Origin of the sequence: Clostridium sp. DMHC 10 (genome assembly GCF_001270375.1) — a bacterium.
Classification (GTDB): domain Bacteria; phylum Bacillota; class Clostridia; order Clostridiales; family Clostridiaceae; genus Clostridium_S; species Clostridium_S guangxiense.
The window spans coordinates 1801469-1818748 of the sequence record NZ_LGVB01000015.1 but is presented as its reverse complement, the minus strand read 5'-3'; the positions used below and the strand labels follow the sequence as shown (position 1 = coordinate 1818748).

The following is a 17280-nucleotide window of genomic DNA, read 5'->3' as shown; positions in this document are numbered from 1 at the left end:
AGAAATAAATTAAATATTTATATTATCTTAAAAGTAAAAATAACTTATAATAAAAAATATAGGGCATTATAACTTAAAATCAACAATGAAATTAAGTTGCAATACCCTATACTTTTATAATATAATTTTTTTCAAAAGTTTGTTATACCAAGCTTTTTAACTAAAATTATGCTATTAATTTTACCATTTAGATTTATCTTGGATTTTTAACCTGTGCCTGTGCAGCTGCAAGTCTTGCAAGAGGGACTCTAAATGGTGAGCAAGAAACATAATCAAGTCCAACATCATGACAAAACTCTACAGAAGAAGGGTCTCCTCCATGTTCACCACAAATTCCAAGTTCTAAATTAGGATTTGTTTTTCTTCCCAATTCAGCAGACATTTTTATAAGTTTTCCAACACCTACCTGATCTAATTTTGCAAAAGGATCAAATTCATATATTTTCTTTTCATAATAATCCTTTAAGAATTTTCCCGCATCATCTCTAGAGAATCCAAAGGTCATTTGAGTTAAATCATTAGTTCCAAACGAGAAGAAGTCAGCTTCTTTTGCTATTTCATCTGCTGTAAGTGCAGCCCTTGGTATTTCTATCATAGTTCCAACTTTATATTTTAAGTTAGCGCCTTTTTCTTTTATAATTCTATCTGCTGTTTCAACTACTATGTCCTTAACATATTTTAATTCTTTTGTTTCACCTGCGAGAGGTATCATAATTTGAGGCTCAATATTAAGGCTCTTTCTCTTATTTACATCTATAGCTGCTTCTATTACAGCTGTGGTTTGCATTTCAGCTATTTCAGGATATGATACACACAGTCTGCAGCCTCTATGACCCATCATAGGATTAAATTCGTGTAAGGATAAAACCGTATTTTTAAGTTCATCAAAGGTAATTCCCATTTCTTTTGCTAAATCTTTTATATCTTCATCGTTAGTAGGTAAGAATTCATGCAAAGGTGGATCCAAGAACCTTATTGTAACTGGTCTTCCTTCCATTGCCTCATATATTCCTATAAAATCCTCTTTTTGCATTGGCAAAAGTTTAGCAAGTGCCTTTTTTCTTTGTTCTACAGTTTTAGCAACTATCATTTCTCTAACTGCTGGTATTCTATCTTCATTAAAGAACATATGCTCAGTTCTACAAAGACCTACACCTTCAGCTCCAAATTTTACTGCCTGAGCTGCATCTCTTGGTGTATCAGCATTAGTTTTAACTTTAAGTTTCTTACTTCATCTGCCCATCCCATAAATGTTCCAAAGTAACCACTTATTTCAGGTGCAGTTGTCTTTATAGAAGATCCATAAACACTTCCAGTACTTCCATCTAATGAAATGAAATCACCTTCATTATATACTTTTCCACCTACTTCAAATTTCTTATCTGCTTCTTTGACAACTATGTCTCCGCAGCCTGCAACACAGCATGTTCCCATTCCTCTAGCAACAACTGCTGCATGTGAAGTCATACCTCCCCTTACTGTGAGTATTCCTTCTGAGGCTACCATTCCTTCTATGTCTTCTGGTGATGTCTCAAGTCTTACAAGTATAACCTTTTCGCCATTTTCATGATGTGCTTTAGCATCCTCTGCTGTAAAATAAATTTTTCCTGAAGCCGCTCCAGGTGATGCTGGAAGCCCTTTTGCTATTGGTTCAGATTTTTCAAGTTCCTTTTTATCAAAAGCTGGATGCAAAAGTGAATCAAGCTGCTTTGGTTCAACTTTAAGAAGTGCCTCTTCTTTAGTCAATAATCCTTCATGAACCAAATTAACTGCAATTTTTAATGCTGCCTGTGCAGTTCTTTTTCCATTTCTAGTCTGCAAGAAATAAAGTTTACCTTGTTCTATAGTAAATTCCATATCCTGCATATCTCTATAGTGATTTTCAAGTTTCTGAGCTATCTCCATAAATTGTTTATAACATTCTGGCAAATCATCCTGAAGTTTTGTTATTGGCTGAGGTGTTCTAATCCCTGCAACTACATCTTCACCTTGTGCATTTATGAGATATTCTCCAAATATTCTCTTATCTCCAAGTGCAGGGTCCCTTGTAAATGCAACTCCTGTTCCTGAAGTGTTTCCCATATTTCCAAATACCATTGATTGAACATTTACAGCTGTTCCCCAATCACCTGGTATATCATTTATTCTTCTATAAACTATTGCTCTAGGATTATTCCAAGATCTAAATACAGCGGTAACTGCTTCTATAAGTTGCTCTTTTGGATCACTTGGAAAATCCTTTCCTAATTCCTTTTTATATAATTCTTTAAATTGTGAAAGTATATTTTTCAAGTCATCTGCATCTAATTCAGTGTCGTATTTAACATCTTTTTCTTCTTTAACTTTATCTATAATATCTTCAAACTTTCTACCATCTATTCCCATTGCAACATTTGAAAACATTTGAACAAATCTTCTATAAGAATCATATGCAAATCTTTCATTATTCGTAAGTTTCTTAACTGCTTCTACAGTTTTATCATTTAATCCAAGATTAAGTATCGTATCCATCATTCCAGGCATTGATACTCTTGCTCCTGACCTTACAGAAACAAGAAGTGGGTTTGTATCGCTACCAAATTTCTTTCCTGTGATTTCCTCAAGTTTTCTCATATGTTCATCAATTTGTTCATGTACATCATCAGATATTTTTTCGCCATCTTCATAGTATTTTATGCACGCTTCTGTAGTAACCGTAAAGCCTTGTGGAACAGGTATACCAAGGTTGGTCATTTCTGCTAAATTTGCTCCTTTACCTCCCAATAAATTTCTCATACCTGCGTTTCCTTCATCAAAAAGGTATACATACTTTTTTCTTTCCATAGTAACATCCCCTTTAATCGTTTTGTTGTTACAGTTATACCAACTTAAATGGCATATCCTTTTCTTTATATAGGATTATTAACTCAACTTTTAATTTATACATGCCTCATAATACCTTGAACATAGCATTTTAAAACATATATAAATTGAGTCTCGATACAATAACCCTTACTAACGAGAATTTTATCTCGATTAGTTCAACTTAAATCGTTTACTTTCGACATAACAACAAGTTAACTACAAAAATCACCCTATTAATGATATAAATTATTGCATTATAGAAACTCATAAACCCTAAAAATAATATTGCATATGTTTCTAATAAAAATATAAACCTATCAAAATTACATATTAATTATAGCATTTTCCAAAAATAATTATTACACCTATTTCTCCAGTTTTTGGTTTGATTTAAGCATAATATGGCTAATTATTTTGAAAAATTCTTTAATTTCCTTAATTTTTTATAAGTTCTTAGTTTAATCTCGAAATAAATAAAAAAGGCATCAAGCCCTTTTTATTTTTAAATGTATTCTATTTATAAACTATTTTGTTTCATTATCGTCACTTTTTTTATCATCATCTATATCGTCAAATCTTACAGTGTATTGATAAGAATTTTCACTATCATCTTTATTATTGTTGCTGCCCTTAAATTTTTCTTTAAATTCTGATGCGGCGTCGTTCATTTTTTCCTTAACATTTGTAACTGTATCTTTAACTACTTTATTTACAACTTCAACAGAGCCATCTTCCTTTGTTATTTCCACTGTAACTCTAGTAACTACAGCAGTCAAAAACATAAGTGCTATAGATGGTGCCCATACAACTCCTGCTGCAACACCACCTACTATACCAGCGCTAACAGGTATATCAAGTATGATCTTATCGTCTTTTTTAACTCTTATCCTTGATACATTACCTTTGCTAATAATGTCCTTAATCCATGCAACAAATTCATCTTTAGTGGTATCAAACTGTTCTTTTGCTCCTCCATTTTTTTTAGAATTTTTTCTACATATACAAGAGCATCAATTACATTTCCATTTGAAGCCTCAAGTGCTTCTTTTGCCTCTGTATATGTAACTCCGGTTCTTTCTTTAATGATATCAATTTTCTCCAAAGTTATTTCTTCCATTTATAATTCACTCCTTATTCATTAAACTTAATATTTCCAAGCTTTTAGGTTTTTTAGCATAATCTTGAGATATAAATTCACCTAATATTCCATATACCTCTTTTTTTATTTTTTCATTTAAATTAACTCTATAAATATTCCCTATGGGAGTCCTATTTAAATAATTAAGAGCATTGTAGGAGGCCGGTGTAATGCTTCTTCCTCCTTCCTTAGTGCAATCATCACATAAAAAACCATAGTATTTATAACTTATATAATTGGAAGATGATATTTTTTTTTTGCATTTGGCACAATGACCAAAATTAAGGCTATAACCAGTATATTTCATAAGCTTTAGTTCAAACGCTCTGGCAAGAGTTTCTAGATCGCCTACCTTATTCTTTATTAAATAAAATGTACTTACGAATTCTCTAAATAAATCTCTTGAGCTTTCACCTTCAACCATAGAAATATCTATTAATTCACAAAGATATGAAGCATAAGTAAGAACATCTAGATCATTTAAAAATTCCTGAAAAGAGTCAATTATTTCGCCCTCATTTAATATAAACATGCTTTTCCCTTTAAAAAGAACATAATTTCCAAAACAAAAATTTATGGTTATAGGTAAATATTTACTTCTATTTTTTTGAGCTCCTCTAGCAATTGCAGATATTTTGCCTAACTTCTCAGTAAAAATCCAAATCAATTTGTCATTTTCATTTAGATTTTGACTTTTTATTACTACACCTCTGCTTTTAAATACAGCCAGATTCTCATCTCCTCCCTTGATATTTTAACCTTTTTTTTAAAAAATTATTTGTATCCTAACTCTTTAAGAACAAAAGGACTATCTCTCCAATCTTTTTTAACCTTAACCCACAGCCTTAGATTTACCTTTTTCCCAAGAAACTCCTCAATGCTTTCTCTAGCATATGTTGATATTTTTTTTAGCATTTTTCCATTCTTCCCTATTATTATCCCTTTATGTGATTCTTTCTCACAAAGTAAATTAGCTTCAATATTATATTTACCATTTTCATTTTCTTTCATTTTAATAACTTCTATGGCAATTCCATGTGGAACTTCATCAGATAAAAGTCTTAAGGCTTTTTCTCTTATAATCTCTGAAACAATGAACCTTTCCTGTTTATCTATTATCATTTCATCTGGATAATACTTAGGTCCCTCTTTCATGTACTTTACCATAAGCTCTATCAGAGTATCTACATTTTTTCCCTTGATAGCTGCTATAGGTATTATTTCTTTAAACTCAAAAAAATCAGAATAATTTTTAAGAGTTTTAGCTAATCTTTCATCAGTAGTCTCATCCATTTTATTTACTACCAAGAATATTGGAACATTGACATCTTTAAGCTGTTCCAATATATGAATATCTCCCTTTCCTACTTCAACATCAGGAGTAGTTACGAACACAATCAAATCAACGTCTTTTACGGTATCATTGGCTACCTTCACCATATATTCTCCAAGTTTATGCCTTGGCTTATGAATTCCAGGAGTATCCACAAAAATAAGCTGATAATCCTCTCCTGTAAGTATAGTTTGAATGTTATTCCTTGTTGTCTGAGGCTTACTAGATACAATAGATAATTTTTCACCCATTATGTAATTAAGCAATGTAGATTTTCCTACATTTGGTCTTCCTATAATTGTTACAAATCCAGATTTAAACATAAATCCTCCTTATTTAATTAAAATTTATCAAATGGTTCAGGAAATATATCTTTCATTTCCTTTATTATATAATTTTCCTTATCTTTAGCTAATATTATTTTAATATCTTCAGCTGCAAATTCATTTATTACCTGTCTACAAATACCACAAGGATAAGTATATCCGTCATCATCAGATACTATCGCAATTGCCTTTATGGATGTTTTTCCTTCTTCACTTACAGCCTTAAATATAGCTGTTCTTTCAGCACAATTGGTAGCTCCAAAAGACACATTCTCTATATTGCATCCACCAAAAATATTATTGTTTTCAGTAAAAACTGCTGCTCCAACTCTAAAATGTGAATATGGAACATATGCCTTTTCTTTATACTCTAATGCTTTTTTTATTAAAAACTTGTAATCCATAATAGTTTCTCCTTCTATAGATCTATAGATAAACTAACTGTTTCAATTATTGAAATTCATTTGTACCAAAATCCCCAGAAGACAGCATTTTGGTACAAATAAATTTGAAGTTTCAGGGTGGTTTATCTTTACTTAAACATAATTCATAATACACAATTTTTAACGAAATATCTTAAATAAAATTATAGTAATTAAAATTCCAAAAATTGCTCCTACTACTACTTCAAACACAGAATGAATTTCTGAATCGACCCTACTTTGAGCAACTATTACTGCTAAGAGATAGCTAAGAACTATAACCTCAATTTCTGGTGATATAAGTGTTATCATTGTTGCTAATGAAAATGCTATTACACTGTGACCACTTGGCATTCCTCCTCTTAAAGGAGTTCCTTCGCCAAATTTTGCCTTGACTATAAGCGTAACAATACAAACAATAATCAATATCATAAACAGCATATATGGATTAGAATTTTTAACTCTATTTATGAGGTGATTAGTAGCCGGTTTAAGTTTATTCCAAAATATAACAAATCCTACTATGACAGCATTTATGGCCGTTACAAGAACTGCTCCAGCTGCTACATTCTTTGCTATTTTAGCGAGTGGATGATAGTAATTGACATACAAATCAACAACACTTTCTATAGCTGTATTAATGAGTTCTGCTGCTATTACCATTGTTATAGTTATGGTTATTACAAGAAGTTCAACCTTAGACAAATCTGTAAAAAAACAAACAGTAAGTATCAAAAGTGTAAATATAAAATCTATTCTAATATTAAGTTGTGTTCTTATAGCATATATTATACCCTCAATTGCATAGTTAAAACTATCCACAAGCTTTTTCATCTTCATAAATATCATCCCATACCTTAAGAATTCACTTAGTAAATTATATATATAATAAATTATATCAAATTAATTTTATAATTGTTACAAAAATGCTTTTATTTAATGATAACTATGCATGCACACAATTTTGTGCATGCCATAATTATCTACTAATACCAAACCTATTTAATATTTCTTCTTCTCTTGCCCTCATTTTTTCCTTATCTATTTCTTCCATATGATCATACCCCATTAGATGAAGTACTGAATGCACTGTAAGATATAAAACTTCTCTTAAAAAAGAATGACCATATTCTATACTCTGCTCCTTGGCTCTTTCAAGAGAAATTGCTATATCCCCTATGACAAGTTTTTCATCATCCAAATATGTATCATCAAATTCATAATCAGAATATACATCTTTAAAAACCTTTCCCTCTGGATATTCAAGCATAGGAAATGAGAGCACATCTGTAACACTATCTACATTTCTATTTTCTCTATTTATATTCCTTATTTCTTTATTATCGATTAGTATTACAGAAACTTCATAATCTACTTTAACTCCTTCTTCTTTAAGTCCGTAATCAATTATTTCTTTTATCTTATCTAAAAGCTTATCTTCTACATTAATAATTTCTTGTCTATTATCTATAAATATCATAAAGTTCTTACTCCTTTTGTTTTTTCAATTCACTTTTATCAACAGGATACTCTATCCTTTGATGATATATTCCAAGCAGTGCTTTTAAAAATGCTTTTCGTATCTCTCCAATATCCTTTAGAGTGAGATCACAATTGCTTAGTTGTCCATCACTTAACCTTTCATTTATTATATTATTTATCATCTCTTCTACTTTGCATTTAGTGGGTTCATGTATTGATCTTACAGCCGCCTCTATACTGTCTGCAAGCATTATAATAGCTATTTCCTTACTTTCTGGAACAGGACCTGGATATCTAAAGTTTTCTTCCTTTACTTCATCTGGATTTTCACTTGAATTTTTTAGCGTTATATAAAAATATTTAACCAAAGTGTTACCATGATGCTGCTCAATGGCATTTTGTATTATCTTTGGTATATTGTACTCTTTTGCAAGCTCTATGCCATCTTTTACATGAGAGATTATAACAAGAGCACTTAAATTAGGATTTATCTTTGAATGTGGATTATCAACTCCAATTTGATTTTCCTTAAAAAAGTATGGCCTCTTTATTTTTCCTATATCATGGTAATACGCAGATACTCTTGCTAAAAGTGGATTTCCTCCAACTTTTTCAACAGCAACCTCTGCAAGATTAGCTACCATTATACTATGATGATATGTTCCTGGTGCTTCCATTAAAAGCTTTTTCATAAGAGGATGATTTGGATCTGATAATTCAAGAAGCTTTACCGAAGTAACTATTCCAAAAACATTTTCGAAAATAGGCAAAAAACCTATTGTGAGAACTGCTGATAAAATCCCTCCAATAAAAGTAAATGCTGCTTTTTTAACATTATCAACAACATTATTGCTGAGTAAAAATCCAACAGAAAATGCTACAATTGCACTTATAAAGGCTATAAACATAGCAGCATAAATTGTATCACTTCTCTGCTGCATTTTTCTAAATACTATTGATACTAAAATACAGCTTAATATTGTAAGTAAAATTATTTCCGTATTAAATTCACAAACCGCAGAAATTAAAATACTGTTTAATATACTCTCTATTAATGCTATCTTATAATCTAAAAGCAATGTTAAAAGCATAGGTACACATGCAAGTGGTATTAAAAATGGTGAAATAATGCTTATAGTTCTAGCTAATATAATAGATATTATATTTAAAATAAACACCATTATAAGTTTTCCACTGTCATCGTAAACTTGTTTATAATATTTAAAAATATAGTATACTTCAAGAAATAGTACTATAGAAACAAGCATAGCTAAACTGATGTATATATACCAATTATAATTGTTTTTACTATTTAAAAGCCCAAGATCCTCAAGTATTGCAATTTCATTTGCAGTTACAGGTTCGCCTTCTTTAACAATTACTTGCTCCTTTTTTACTATTACAGGGGAAACCTTTTTGGCAATTTCCTCTTTGATTTCTTTAGTTTTGTCGGAATCATAGGTCATATTAGGCTTTATATAAGAATATACTATGTCTTTTGCTAAATTATATTCACTTTTATTTAGTTTTGCACTTTTAAACTGTGCATCAGCAGTTTCTTTGGCTTTTTTAATATCTTCTGGATTTTCTTCACGAATTTCACCATTATATATTTCTTTGATTGCTTTAATTACAACCTGCTGCAAATTTTTTGTTTCATCTTTACTTAAAGATAATATTGCACTTAAGTCAGCATCGCTAATATTTGCTGTAATAGAGCTTTTTAGTTCATCCAATTTTTTAGAATTATCAAAAGTTGTATCTTTAACAGAATTTATAGTTGCAAAATTTTCGTTTAGATCGGATAAACTTTCGTCTAAAACTTGAGAATTTTTATTGTATTGAAGCCCTACAGAGTTTACCGCCTGGTTTATTCTGTCATTAGTTGCATTTCTATCTTTTACATCTCTAGGCGCTTTAATATCTATCTTAGCAATATCTCCTTCTTTTAAATTGTATTTTTTAGTAATCAAAGATGTTAAAATTATTCCATAGATAATAAAAAAGGAAACTAATAAAATTAACACCTTTTTAACTTCATTTTTTTCATAAGCATAAATATTTTCATATTAATTCACCCTTTTGTTTAACACTGCTTATAAAGGGTTACCGTACCAAAACTTAATCTATGCATGTTCAAGGCACATGAGACATATATAAATTAATAGTTGAATCAGTAACCCTATTTACTGTATCATTCCTATATCTTCTTCTGTTATTACTAAAATTCTAATTGTACACAAATCTCCACTTGTTGTTGTATCAACGCTTTTATTAATTACTTTTATATTTTTATCAAACTTAGAAGAAATTTTTTTATACATTTCATCGGCTTCATTTTTAATAAGCTTTTCCTTATTTTGCTTTTCTAATTTATCTTCAACTTCATAATATGTTTCTTTATTAAAAAATAAATTGCTATCTATTATTTTATCATATTTCTTAAACTTGTTTGCATTTTTTTTCAAATAAAAATTTTTTATCTCCAATTTTTATATAATAATTTTCCAAATTTTTTCCCGTTCTCACTCTAACATGCTTAGATAAGCTAACGTCCACTGATTTTTCATAAGAAACTTGTGCAATAACATTTCCTTCTGCGTGAACATTATAAGTACTTCCTTCCTTTCCTTGCTCTCCTTTTATAAGTACTTGTCCTTTTTTAACGACATCTCCAGGCTTAACAACGGCAGTACCAGACTTTGTATAAATTCTAAGTATATACCCGTCTTTATTCGCTGCAATATTACACAGATTAGTGTCATTTATTATTTGAGGTGGTTCTTGCCTTTCTGCAATATTAACTTTGAGATGAGAGCCATATATCCTAACTCTGGCCCACATTATATCATTATTTCTAAGAGCAAGCTTTTTTTCAATATCATAAACATTTAAGTTTCTTTTATTTATTCCAGGTCTTATACCTAAATTATATAGCTGGAGCCTTATATTATACGGTGGTATATTTTTTTCTGTATTTATATCTATTCCCCATATAAAACCAGCTAAATAATGTATAACAACTAAAAACATGACAGCTCCTATCACTAGAGAAAATCTATTTTTTAACTTAAGTAAAACGAACCCAAACCCTCTTGTTCTTATTATTTTTACTCTTGATTTTGTTTTAGCTGCTAAATCCTTTATTTTTTTGTAATCTTTAAGTTCTGTTTCTATACGAATTAAGTTCATATCCATCCTATGTATTTCAATTAATTTTATTTTATTTCTCCAAAGTAAATTTAAAAACTCCTCAATTTTTTTAGTTCTAATTTCAATGGTTATATAAGCATGTTTTGTTTTATCAAATTTAACTTTCATCACTATCATCTCCATACGCAATAGCTTTGAATTTCCCGCCAATTATTATTGTGCTTTTCCCTATAAAAAGAATTTCAAGATTGCTTCCTTTTATCCTTATAATTCCTGATGTAGTACTTACTTTAATTAGATTTTCATTAAAGGTAAGAATTTCCTTATGATTTTCTATGGATATTTCTTCATTTCCTAATATTGAGATATCTATCTTTGGTATGTCTAAAACTATATCTGTTGGAAAATCAAGTTTATTTGCTATACTTCTTTTTATGTTACTTAATCTAAATTTCTTCACCCTTCCACCCTCAAACGTTACAACACTTCCATATTAATTTATGACTTTAAGCTACAATAAATTACTACAAAATAAAAATGGAAGGAATATTAAACTCCTTCCATCTTATTTCCACTAGCACCAATTTCACATAAATAAAATTGGAGATGTCATTAAGCCATCTCCAATTTGAATACATTTCTTACGAAATCACATTAATAAAAGATCCGGCAAATCCGGATCTTATACAATTCCATTTTATTTACTATTTAAAAACTCTTTCACGAGTTTACTAACTAATGAACCATCTGCACGTCCCTTTGTTTTAGGAGTTACAGATTTCATTACTTTTCCCATGTCTTTCATGCCATTTGCTCCAACTTCTTTAGCTACATCGTTAATAATACTTTTAATCTCATCTTCAGTCAATTGCTGAGGAAGGTAATTCATAAGGATTTTTATCTCATTATTAGCTTTATCAACTAAATCTTGCCTATTACCTTTTTCAAACTCAACTAAAGCCTCTCGCCTCTGTTTAACTTCTCTTGATAAAACCTCAATGACATTTGAGTCATCTAACTTTTCGCCATCGGTTTTTTCAACCTGTAAAACAGCAGCTCTAGCCATACTGATTATGTTAGCCTTAAATTTATCTCCACTTTTCAAGGCTTCTTTCCAATCTTGCTGTAGTTTTTCCTTAAGGGACATTCACGTACCTTCTTTCAAACCTATTTAAACTTTCTTTTTCTAGCAGCTTCAGATTTTTTCTTTCTTTTTACACTAGGCTTTTCATAATGTTCTCTCTTTCTTACTTCTGAAAGAACCCCCGCTCTAGCACATTTTCTCTTAAATCTTCTTAACGCATTCTCTAAAGATTCATTTTCGCCAACTTTAATTTCTGACATCTATATCCCTCCCTCCGCTAGCTTAACTATAATTCAAATGCAGCTATTGGGCAAAATAACACAAAACAATTATACAACACATAAAGCTTTAATGTCAACAATTTCATGCGTTCATAGAACAATTTATATGCATGTTTTTAGCCTGGAGGCCAGTTAAGACTTCTACCTCCAAGTAAGTGGAAATGAACGTGTGGAACACTCTGCCCACCATTTTCTCCGCAATTTGAAACTATTCTATACCCAGCTTCATCAATTCCAAGCTCTTTTACTAGCTTAGGAACAGTTTTAAATATATGTGCTATTATTTCAGCGTCTTCATCATTAACATCATTAAGACTTGAAATATGTTTTTTAGGAATAATAAGCACATGCACTGGAGCTTCAGGATTTAGGTCCTTAAAGCTTATTATTTTATCATCTTCATATACTTTATTACTTGGTATTTCTCCCTTTACTATTTTACAAAAAACACAATCATCCATGTAATCACCCCCTTCTGATAATATATTCAATATAAATCAAATTTTTTCCTCTATGCAATGCATTCACTGTATAATTTCGCCAATTAAATACTCATTCTTATCAGAAATAATATTTACATCTAATATAGATGAAGATATATTCTTATGGCTTTCTACTACAACTTTTATATAATTAGTAGTATATCCTTCGTACAATTTACTATTATTTTCAAAATTACTTTCAAAAAGCACCTTCATACTTCTTCCAATAAATTTCTTTATAAATTCACTCTCATTTTTATTGTTAAGTTCAATAAGCTTAGCACTTCTAGCTTCTTTTACATTACCATCAACCTGCTTGCTCATATCAGCTGCCTTTGTGCCTTCTCTCTTAGAATATTTAAATATATGAGTTTTAGTAAGCTTTATATCCTTAAGGAAATTATAAGTTTCATTAAATTCACTTTCAGTTTCACCTGGGAAACCCACAATAACATCAGTTGTTATTGACACATCCTTTATATTCTTTCTAATCTTTTCTACAATATTCTTGTATTCCTCTGCTGTATAATGTCTATTCATTCTCTTTAGTGTATCTGTACACCCACTTTGAAGTGACAAGTGAAAATGAGAACACATCTTTTTCATAGATCTTATCTTTTCAATTACTTGATCTGTAAAAAATGTCGGTTCAATTGATCCTATTCTTATTCTATCTATACCTTCAATTTTTTCGGCTTCTTCAATAATCCTAATTAAATCCCAACCATTTTTAAGATCAAGACCATAAGATGCTATATGTATTCCTGATAATATAATTTCCTTAAATCCGTGCTTAGCAAGTTCCTTGATTTCATTTATTACCTCATCAGGATCTTTACTGCATATTCCACCCCTTGCATAAGGTATAAGACAGTATGAACAAAATCTATTACAGCCATCCTGTATTTTTAAAAACGCCCTTGTCTTATCATGATATTCTTCTATTTTAAGATCTTCAAATTTTTTATCTCTAAAAACATCTTTGACGTTTACTATTTGCTTTCTTTTTTCAATAAATTCATTTAAATATTTTATTATATCTCCCTTATTTTTAGTTCCAAGTATTATATCAACACCATCTATTTTAGATACCTTCTCAGGCTCAACCTGAGAGTAACATCCTACAACTGCTATAAGAGCATCCTTATTTAATTTTTTTGCCTTACTTATCATCTGCCTTGATTTTCTGTCACCCATATTTGTAACCGTACATGTATTTATAACATAAACATCAGCCTTGTCTCCTGGCTCTACAAGTTCATATCCTTCTTTAATAAACTTTTCGGCCATAGCTTCACTTTCATATGAATTTACTCTGCATCCAAGTGTGATAAAAGCAACTTTCATTATAAATTTCCTCCAATATCGGATAGTTCATACATAACAAGTGAAGTACATACAAAACCTGCTGTTTCAGTTCTAAGTATTCTAGGTCCTAGTGTAATTATATGTGCTCCAATTTGCTTTAGTTCTTCTATTTCTTGTTCATCAAAACCACCTTCAGGTCCTATTACAATTGCTACATTTTTAATGTTCTTACCATCTATTTCTTTCACTACTTTTTTTAGTCCAGTACCTTCTTCGTTTTCATAAGGAACTATCACTAGATCAATGTCTTCTAGCTTTTCAAGCATATCATTAAACTCAATTACATCATTTACTTTAGTTATTAAACTTCTTTTACTTTGCTTACATGCTTCAAATGCAATCCTATTCCATCTATCCAGTTTCTTGAATTCCTTCATTTCGTTTTTTACAACTACTCTTTTCATTATAACAGGATTTATTTCCTTTAGTCCAAGTTCGCAACCTTTTTGAACTATAATATCCATTTTTGCTGCTTTAGGGACTCCTTGAAATAAATATACATCAAGTGGACTTTCATTGTTCACATCTAATTTTTCTATTATTTTAGCTTCTACAATGCTTTTATCTATATGAGTTATTTCTGCTACAAATTCCTCTCCATTGCAGTTGTTTATGCTTATTTTTTCCCCTTCTTTAAGCCTTAACACCTTATATATATGTTTCACATCATCGCCGTATATACTTACAATATTATTAACTATATTTTCTTTGGCGACAAAAAATTTGTGCATATTTTAGAACACTCTCCTTAAATATTTTATGCTTTTGCAACAATACAGACCCATTCTCCTTGGTTATTAACTTCTACTATCTCAAATTTATTTTTTCTTAATTCTTCAATTACATCCTTAGCTCTATCTTTTATTATACCAGATGATACAAAATATCCTCCCTTTGTAATAAATTTATTTACATCAGGTATTAAAATCTTTATAACTTCTGCAATAATATTTGCTACAATTACATCTGCTTTTCCTTCAACAACTTCCATTAAATCTCCGTGTTTGATTTCAATGTTGTCTAAATTATTATACTTCAAGTTTTGTTTTGCAGAATCTACCGCAACAGGATCAAGATCAACTCCTAAAACTTTACTTGCATTCAATTTAGCTGCTGAAATAGCAAGTATACCAGATCCTGTTCCTATATCAAAAACCGTTGAATTATCATCCACATATCTTTCAAGTGCCTGTATACACATCCTTGTAGTCTCATGTGTTCCCGTTCCAAATGCCATACCAGGATCAAGTTCTACAACTAATTCGTAATCTTTTGGTTCATACTTTTCCCATATAGGCTTTACTACAATTCTAGCACCAACTTTAGTAGGCTTATAATACTTTTTCCAGTTATTTTCCCAATCTTGTTCATTAACTTTATTAGAAACTACAAGACCTTTACCTTTATCTATTCCAAATTCGCCTAAATTATCAACACTTTTTTTATGTATTCAAAATTATTTTCAAATTCCTTGTCTTCTTTGTAATATCCCTTTATTACCGCACCTTCTTTTATATTGAGAAGTTTTTCATCAAAATAATCCCAATCACCATGATGCTTCTTCTTAAATTCGATATCATTTGAATCCTCAATTGAAACTCCCTTAACAGGTGTATTGTAAAGTATTCCTGTAACTGCCTCAACAGCCTCACTGCTTGTTACAATACTAACTTCTATCCAATCTTTATCCAACTTTATTCCTCCAAATATATTATTTATGATAGGATTTAGGAGGCATAGAGCCCTCCTAAACTTGGATGCATTTCTATCAAAATCACCTTAAAAATACAAGTAAGAAGTCTTAATTCTTACTTGTATTTAACATTATATCACTCTTTTACTTGGCTTTCTATTTTACCAAGGAGTTTTTTATAACCTCTTATGACATTTCTAAGTTCTTCTTCACTATCTTCATATTCTTCATCCATATCGTAACGCAATTCTTGAATTCTAGTGTTTATTAAATTTTTTATTTTCTTTACCTCACTTGCATCAAGATCAAGCATCATAGAGCATCATTCCTTCCAAGTTATAGTCAGATTACTATCATACTTAACTATTCTATATTATGCTCTAAAATCCTTCTTTAAAACAGTTTAGAAAAACTTAAATTTCCCCTTTTTCTCATTAGAAGACTCTCCGCTAGCTTCCATAAATAATTTTAAAGCTTCCTTTTGTTTTTCATTTAAAGTCTTAGGAACATCAACTATAACTTTTACGTACTGATCTCCTCTACCTGAACTATTGACTCTAGAAATTCCTTTTCCCTTTAATCTAAATACAGTTGCTGATTGAGTTCCTGCTGGAATTGTATATTTCACATCACCATCAATAGTAGGAACTGTTATTTCTGTTCCTAATGATGCTTTAGGGAAACTTATATGAGTATCCATATACACATCAAAACCTTGTCTCTTAAACTGTTTACTAGGAATAACTTTTATATTTATATATAAATCTCCTGCTGGTCCTCCATTTTTGCCATGCTCTCCTTGCCCTCTAAGAGGTATTACATTGCCAGTATCAACACCAGCTGGTATATTTACAGATATTTTTCTTCTCTTTCTTACATTACCTGAGCCATGACAATCCGGACATGGTTCAGTAATTATTGTTCCTTTACCACCACATTTATCACAGGAGGTTTCAGTTACAAAACTTCCAAGTGCAGTGTTTCTCTGAACTCTTATTCTACCCGAACCTCCGCACTTATCACATTTTTTAGCCGATGTTCCAGGCTTTGCTCCTGTTCCATGACATGTTTCACAAGATTCACTTCTAGTTAAATTAATTTCTTTTTTAACTCCAAAAACTGCTTCTTCAAAAGTTAAAGTCACGGTATATTCAAGGTCATTTCCTCTTTCTGGAGCATTTGGATTTCTTCTAGATCCTCCGCCTCCAAAACCACCACCGAAGAATGAACTAAATATATCTCCTAAGTCTGAAAAATCGCCAAAACCACCGCCTGAAAAGTCACCAAAGCCTCCGCCTGCGCCATTAAAATCAGCTGTTCCAAATCTATCATAATTAGCTTTCTTCTCAGGATCTGATAAAACCTGATAGGCTTCATTTATCTCTTTGAATTTTTCCTCAGCCTCTTTATTACCTCTATTTTTATCAGGATGATACTTTATTGCAAGTTTTCTAAATGCTTTTTTTATTTCATCTTCTGAGGCTTCTTTTTGAAGTCCAAGTACCTCATAGTAGTCTTTTTTTGCCATCCCTTTCACCACCCAAAATCTACAATTATATTGCTGAATTTCTACTAACTTAAAATTAAGGGAAGGGTAAAAACCCATTCCCTTATATTCAGGAAACAACTTCTATTATTTTTAATATCAGTTTCCCTTTTATTATACTTATAAAT

General features: G+C 30.5%; 18 protein-coding genes and 3 pseudogenes. All 21 read right to left on the bottom strand.

Annotation, left to right across the window (positions count from 1 at the left end):
* Nucleotides 1–193 precede the first annotated feature (193 nt).
* Nucleotides 194–2823 (bottom strand): annotated as a pseudogene (gene ppdK, locus AGR56_RS10835) (pyruvate, phosphate dikinase).
* A gap of 545 nt (nucleotides 2824–3368) precedes the next feature.
* The gene (locus AGR56_RS23410; protein WP_347460461.1) at nucleotides 3369–3626 is read right to left on the bottom strand and encodes a hypothetical protein; all 258 of its coding nucleotides are present in this window, start codon (nucleotides 3624–3626) and stop codon (nucleotides 3369–3371) included.
* A 12-nt stretch (nucleotides 3627–3638) separates the two neighbouring features.
* Nucleotides 3639–3755, bottom strand: a pseudogene (locus tag AGR56_RS23405) (DUF4342 domain-containing protein); the annotation flags it as partial.
* Entirely contained in the window at nucleotides 3728–3961 is a 234-nt protein-coding gene (locus AGR56_RS23400; protein WP_347460460.1) for a hypothetical protein, read from the bottom strand. The gene AGR56_RS23400 and the pseudogene AGR56_RS23405, both read right to left, overlap by 28 nt.
* Before the next feature lie 7 nt (nucleotides 3962–3968).
* Nucleotides 3969–4712 (bottom strand): DNA repair protein RecO, encoded by a 744-nt coding sequence (gene recO / locus AGR56_RS10825; protein WP_084756956.1) that lies wholly within the window; start codon nucleotides 4710–4712, stop codon nucleotides 3969–3971.
* Nucleotides 4713–4756: 44 nt separating this feature from the next.
* Nucleotides 4757–5638: a GTPase Era gene (era, locus tag AGR56_RS10820; protein WP_053242256.1), complete on the bottom strand. Its 882-nt coding sequence runs from the start codon at nucleotides 5636–5638 to the stop codon at nucleotides 4757–4759.
* Nucleotides 5639–5655: 17 nt separating this feature from the next.
* Nucleotides 5656–6045 carry a cytidine deaminase gene (locus tag AGR56_RS10815; protein ID WP_053242255.1) on the bottom strand — a complete coding sequence of 130 codons (390 nt, stop codon included), beginning with the start codon at nucleotides 6043–6045 and terminating at the stop codon, nucleotides 5656–5658.
* A gap of 159 nt (nucleotides 6046–6204) precedes the next feature.
* Nucleotides 6205–6903 (bottom strand): diacylglycerol kinase, encoded by a 699-nt coding sequence (locus AGR56_RS10810; RefSeq protein WP_053242254.1) that lies wholly within the window; start codon nucleotides 6901–6903, stop codon nucleotides 6205–6207.
* A 139-nt stretch (nucleotides 6904–7042) separates the two neighbouring features.
* The gene (gene ybeY, locus AGR56_RS10805) at nucleotides 7043–7543 is read right to left on the bottom strand and encodes an rRNA maturation RNase YbeY (protein WP_053242253.1); all 501 of its coding nucleotides are present in this window, start codon (nucleotides 7541–7543) and stop codon (nucleotides 7043–7045) included.
* A 7-nt stretch (nucleotides 7544–7550) separates the two neighbouring features.
* Nucleotides 7551–9605, bottom strand: a complete 2055-nt coding sequence (locus tag AGR56_RS10800) for an HD family phosphohydrolase (protein ID WP_053242252.1) — start codon at nucleotides 9603–9605, stop codon at nucleotides 7551–7553.
* Between the two features lie 126 nt (nucleotides 9606–9731).
* Entirely contained in the window at nucleotides 9732–10013 is a 282-nt protein-coding gene (locus tag AGR56_RS22785) for a sporulation protein YqfD (RefSeq protein WP_278279614.1), read from the bottom strand.
* On the bottom strand, nucleotides 9988–10866 hold the full coding sequence (gene yqfD, locus AGR56_RS10795) for a sporulation protein YqfD (RefSeq protein ID WP_278279613.1): 879 nt from the start codon (nucleotides 10864–10866) through the stop codon (nucleotides 9988–9990). Before yqfD ends, AGR56_RS22785 begins: the two co-directional genes overlap by 26 nt.
* Entirely contained in the window at nucleotides 10856–11158 is a 303-nt protein-coding gene (yqfC, locus tag AGR56_RS10790) for a sporulation protein YqfC (protein ID WP_053242251.1), read from the bottom strand. Before yqfC ends, yqfD begins: the two co-directional genes overlap by 11 nt.
* Before the next feature lie 237 nt (nucleotides 11159–11395).
* Nucleotides 11396–11845 (bottom strand): GatB/YqeY domain-containing protein, encoded by a 450-nt coding sequence (locus AGR56_RS10785; RefSeq protein WP_053242250.1) that lies wholly within the window; start codon nucleotides 11843–11845, stop codon nucleotides 11396–11398.
* Nucleotides 11846–11865: 20 nt separating this feature from the next.
* Nucleotides 11866–12042 carry a 30S ribosomal protein S21 gene (rpsU, locus tag AGR56_RS10780; protein ID WP_053242249.1) on the bottom strand — a complete coding sequence of 59 codons (177 nt, stop codon included), beginning with the start codon at nucleotides 12040–12042 and terminating at the stop codon, nucleotides 11866–11868.
* A gap of 137 nt (nucleotides 12043–12179) precedes the next feature.
* Nucleotides 12180–12524, bottom strand: coding sequence for a histidine triad nucleotide-binding protein (locus tag AGR56_RS10775; protein ID WP_053242248.1), 345 nt, complete (start codon nucleotides 12522–12524; stop codon nucleotides 12180–12182).
* Nucleotides 12525–12587: 63 nt separating this feature from the next.
* Nucleotides 12588–13892 carry a tRNA (N(6)-L-threonylcarbamoyladenosine(37)-C(2))-methylthiotransferase MtaB gene (gene mtaB / locus AGR56_RS10770; RefSeq protein WP_053242247.1) on the bottom strand — a complete coding sequence of 435 codons (1305 nt, stop codon included), beginning with the start codon at nucleotides 13890–13892 and terminating at the stop codon, nucleotides 12588–12590.
* Complete coding sequence (locus AGR56_RS10765) at nucleotides 13892–14644, bottom strand: 16S rRNA (uracil(1498)-N(3))-methyltransferase (protein WP_053242246.1); 753 nt, start codon at nucleotides 14642–14644, stop codon at nucleotides 13892–13894. Before AGR56_RS10765 ends, mtaB begins: the two co-directional genes overlap by 1 nt.
* Before the next feature lie 26 nt (nucleotides 14645–14670).
* Nucleotides 14671–15605 (bottom strand): annotated as a pseudogene (prmA, locus tag AGR56_RS10760) (50S ribosomal protein L11 methyltransferase).
* Between the two features lie 137 nt (nucleotides 15606–15742).
* Complete coding sequence (locus tag AGR56_RS10755) at nucleotides 15743–15922, bottom strand: hypothetical protein (RefSeq protein ID WP_053242245.1); 180 nt, start codon at nucleotides 15920–15922, stop codon at nucleotides 15743–15745.
* Nucleotides 15923–16009: 87 nt separating this feature from the next.
* Nucleotides 16010–17134 (bottom strand): molecular chaperone DnaJ, encoded by a 1125-nt coding sequence (dnaJ, locus tag AGR56_RS10750; protein ID WP_053242244.1) that lies wholly within the window; start codon nucleotides 17132–17134, stop codon nucleotides 16010–16012.
* Nucleotides 17135–17280 lie beyond the last annotated feature (146 nt).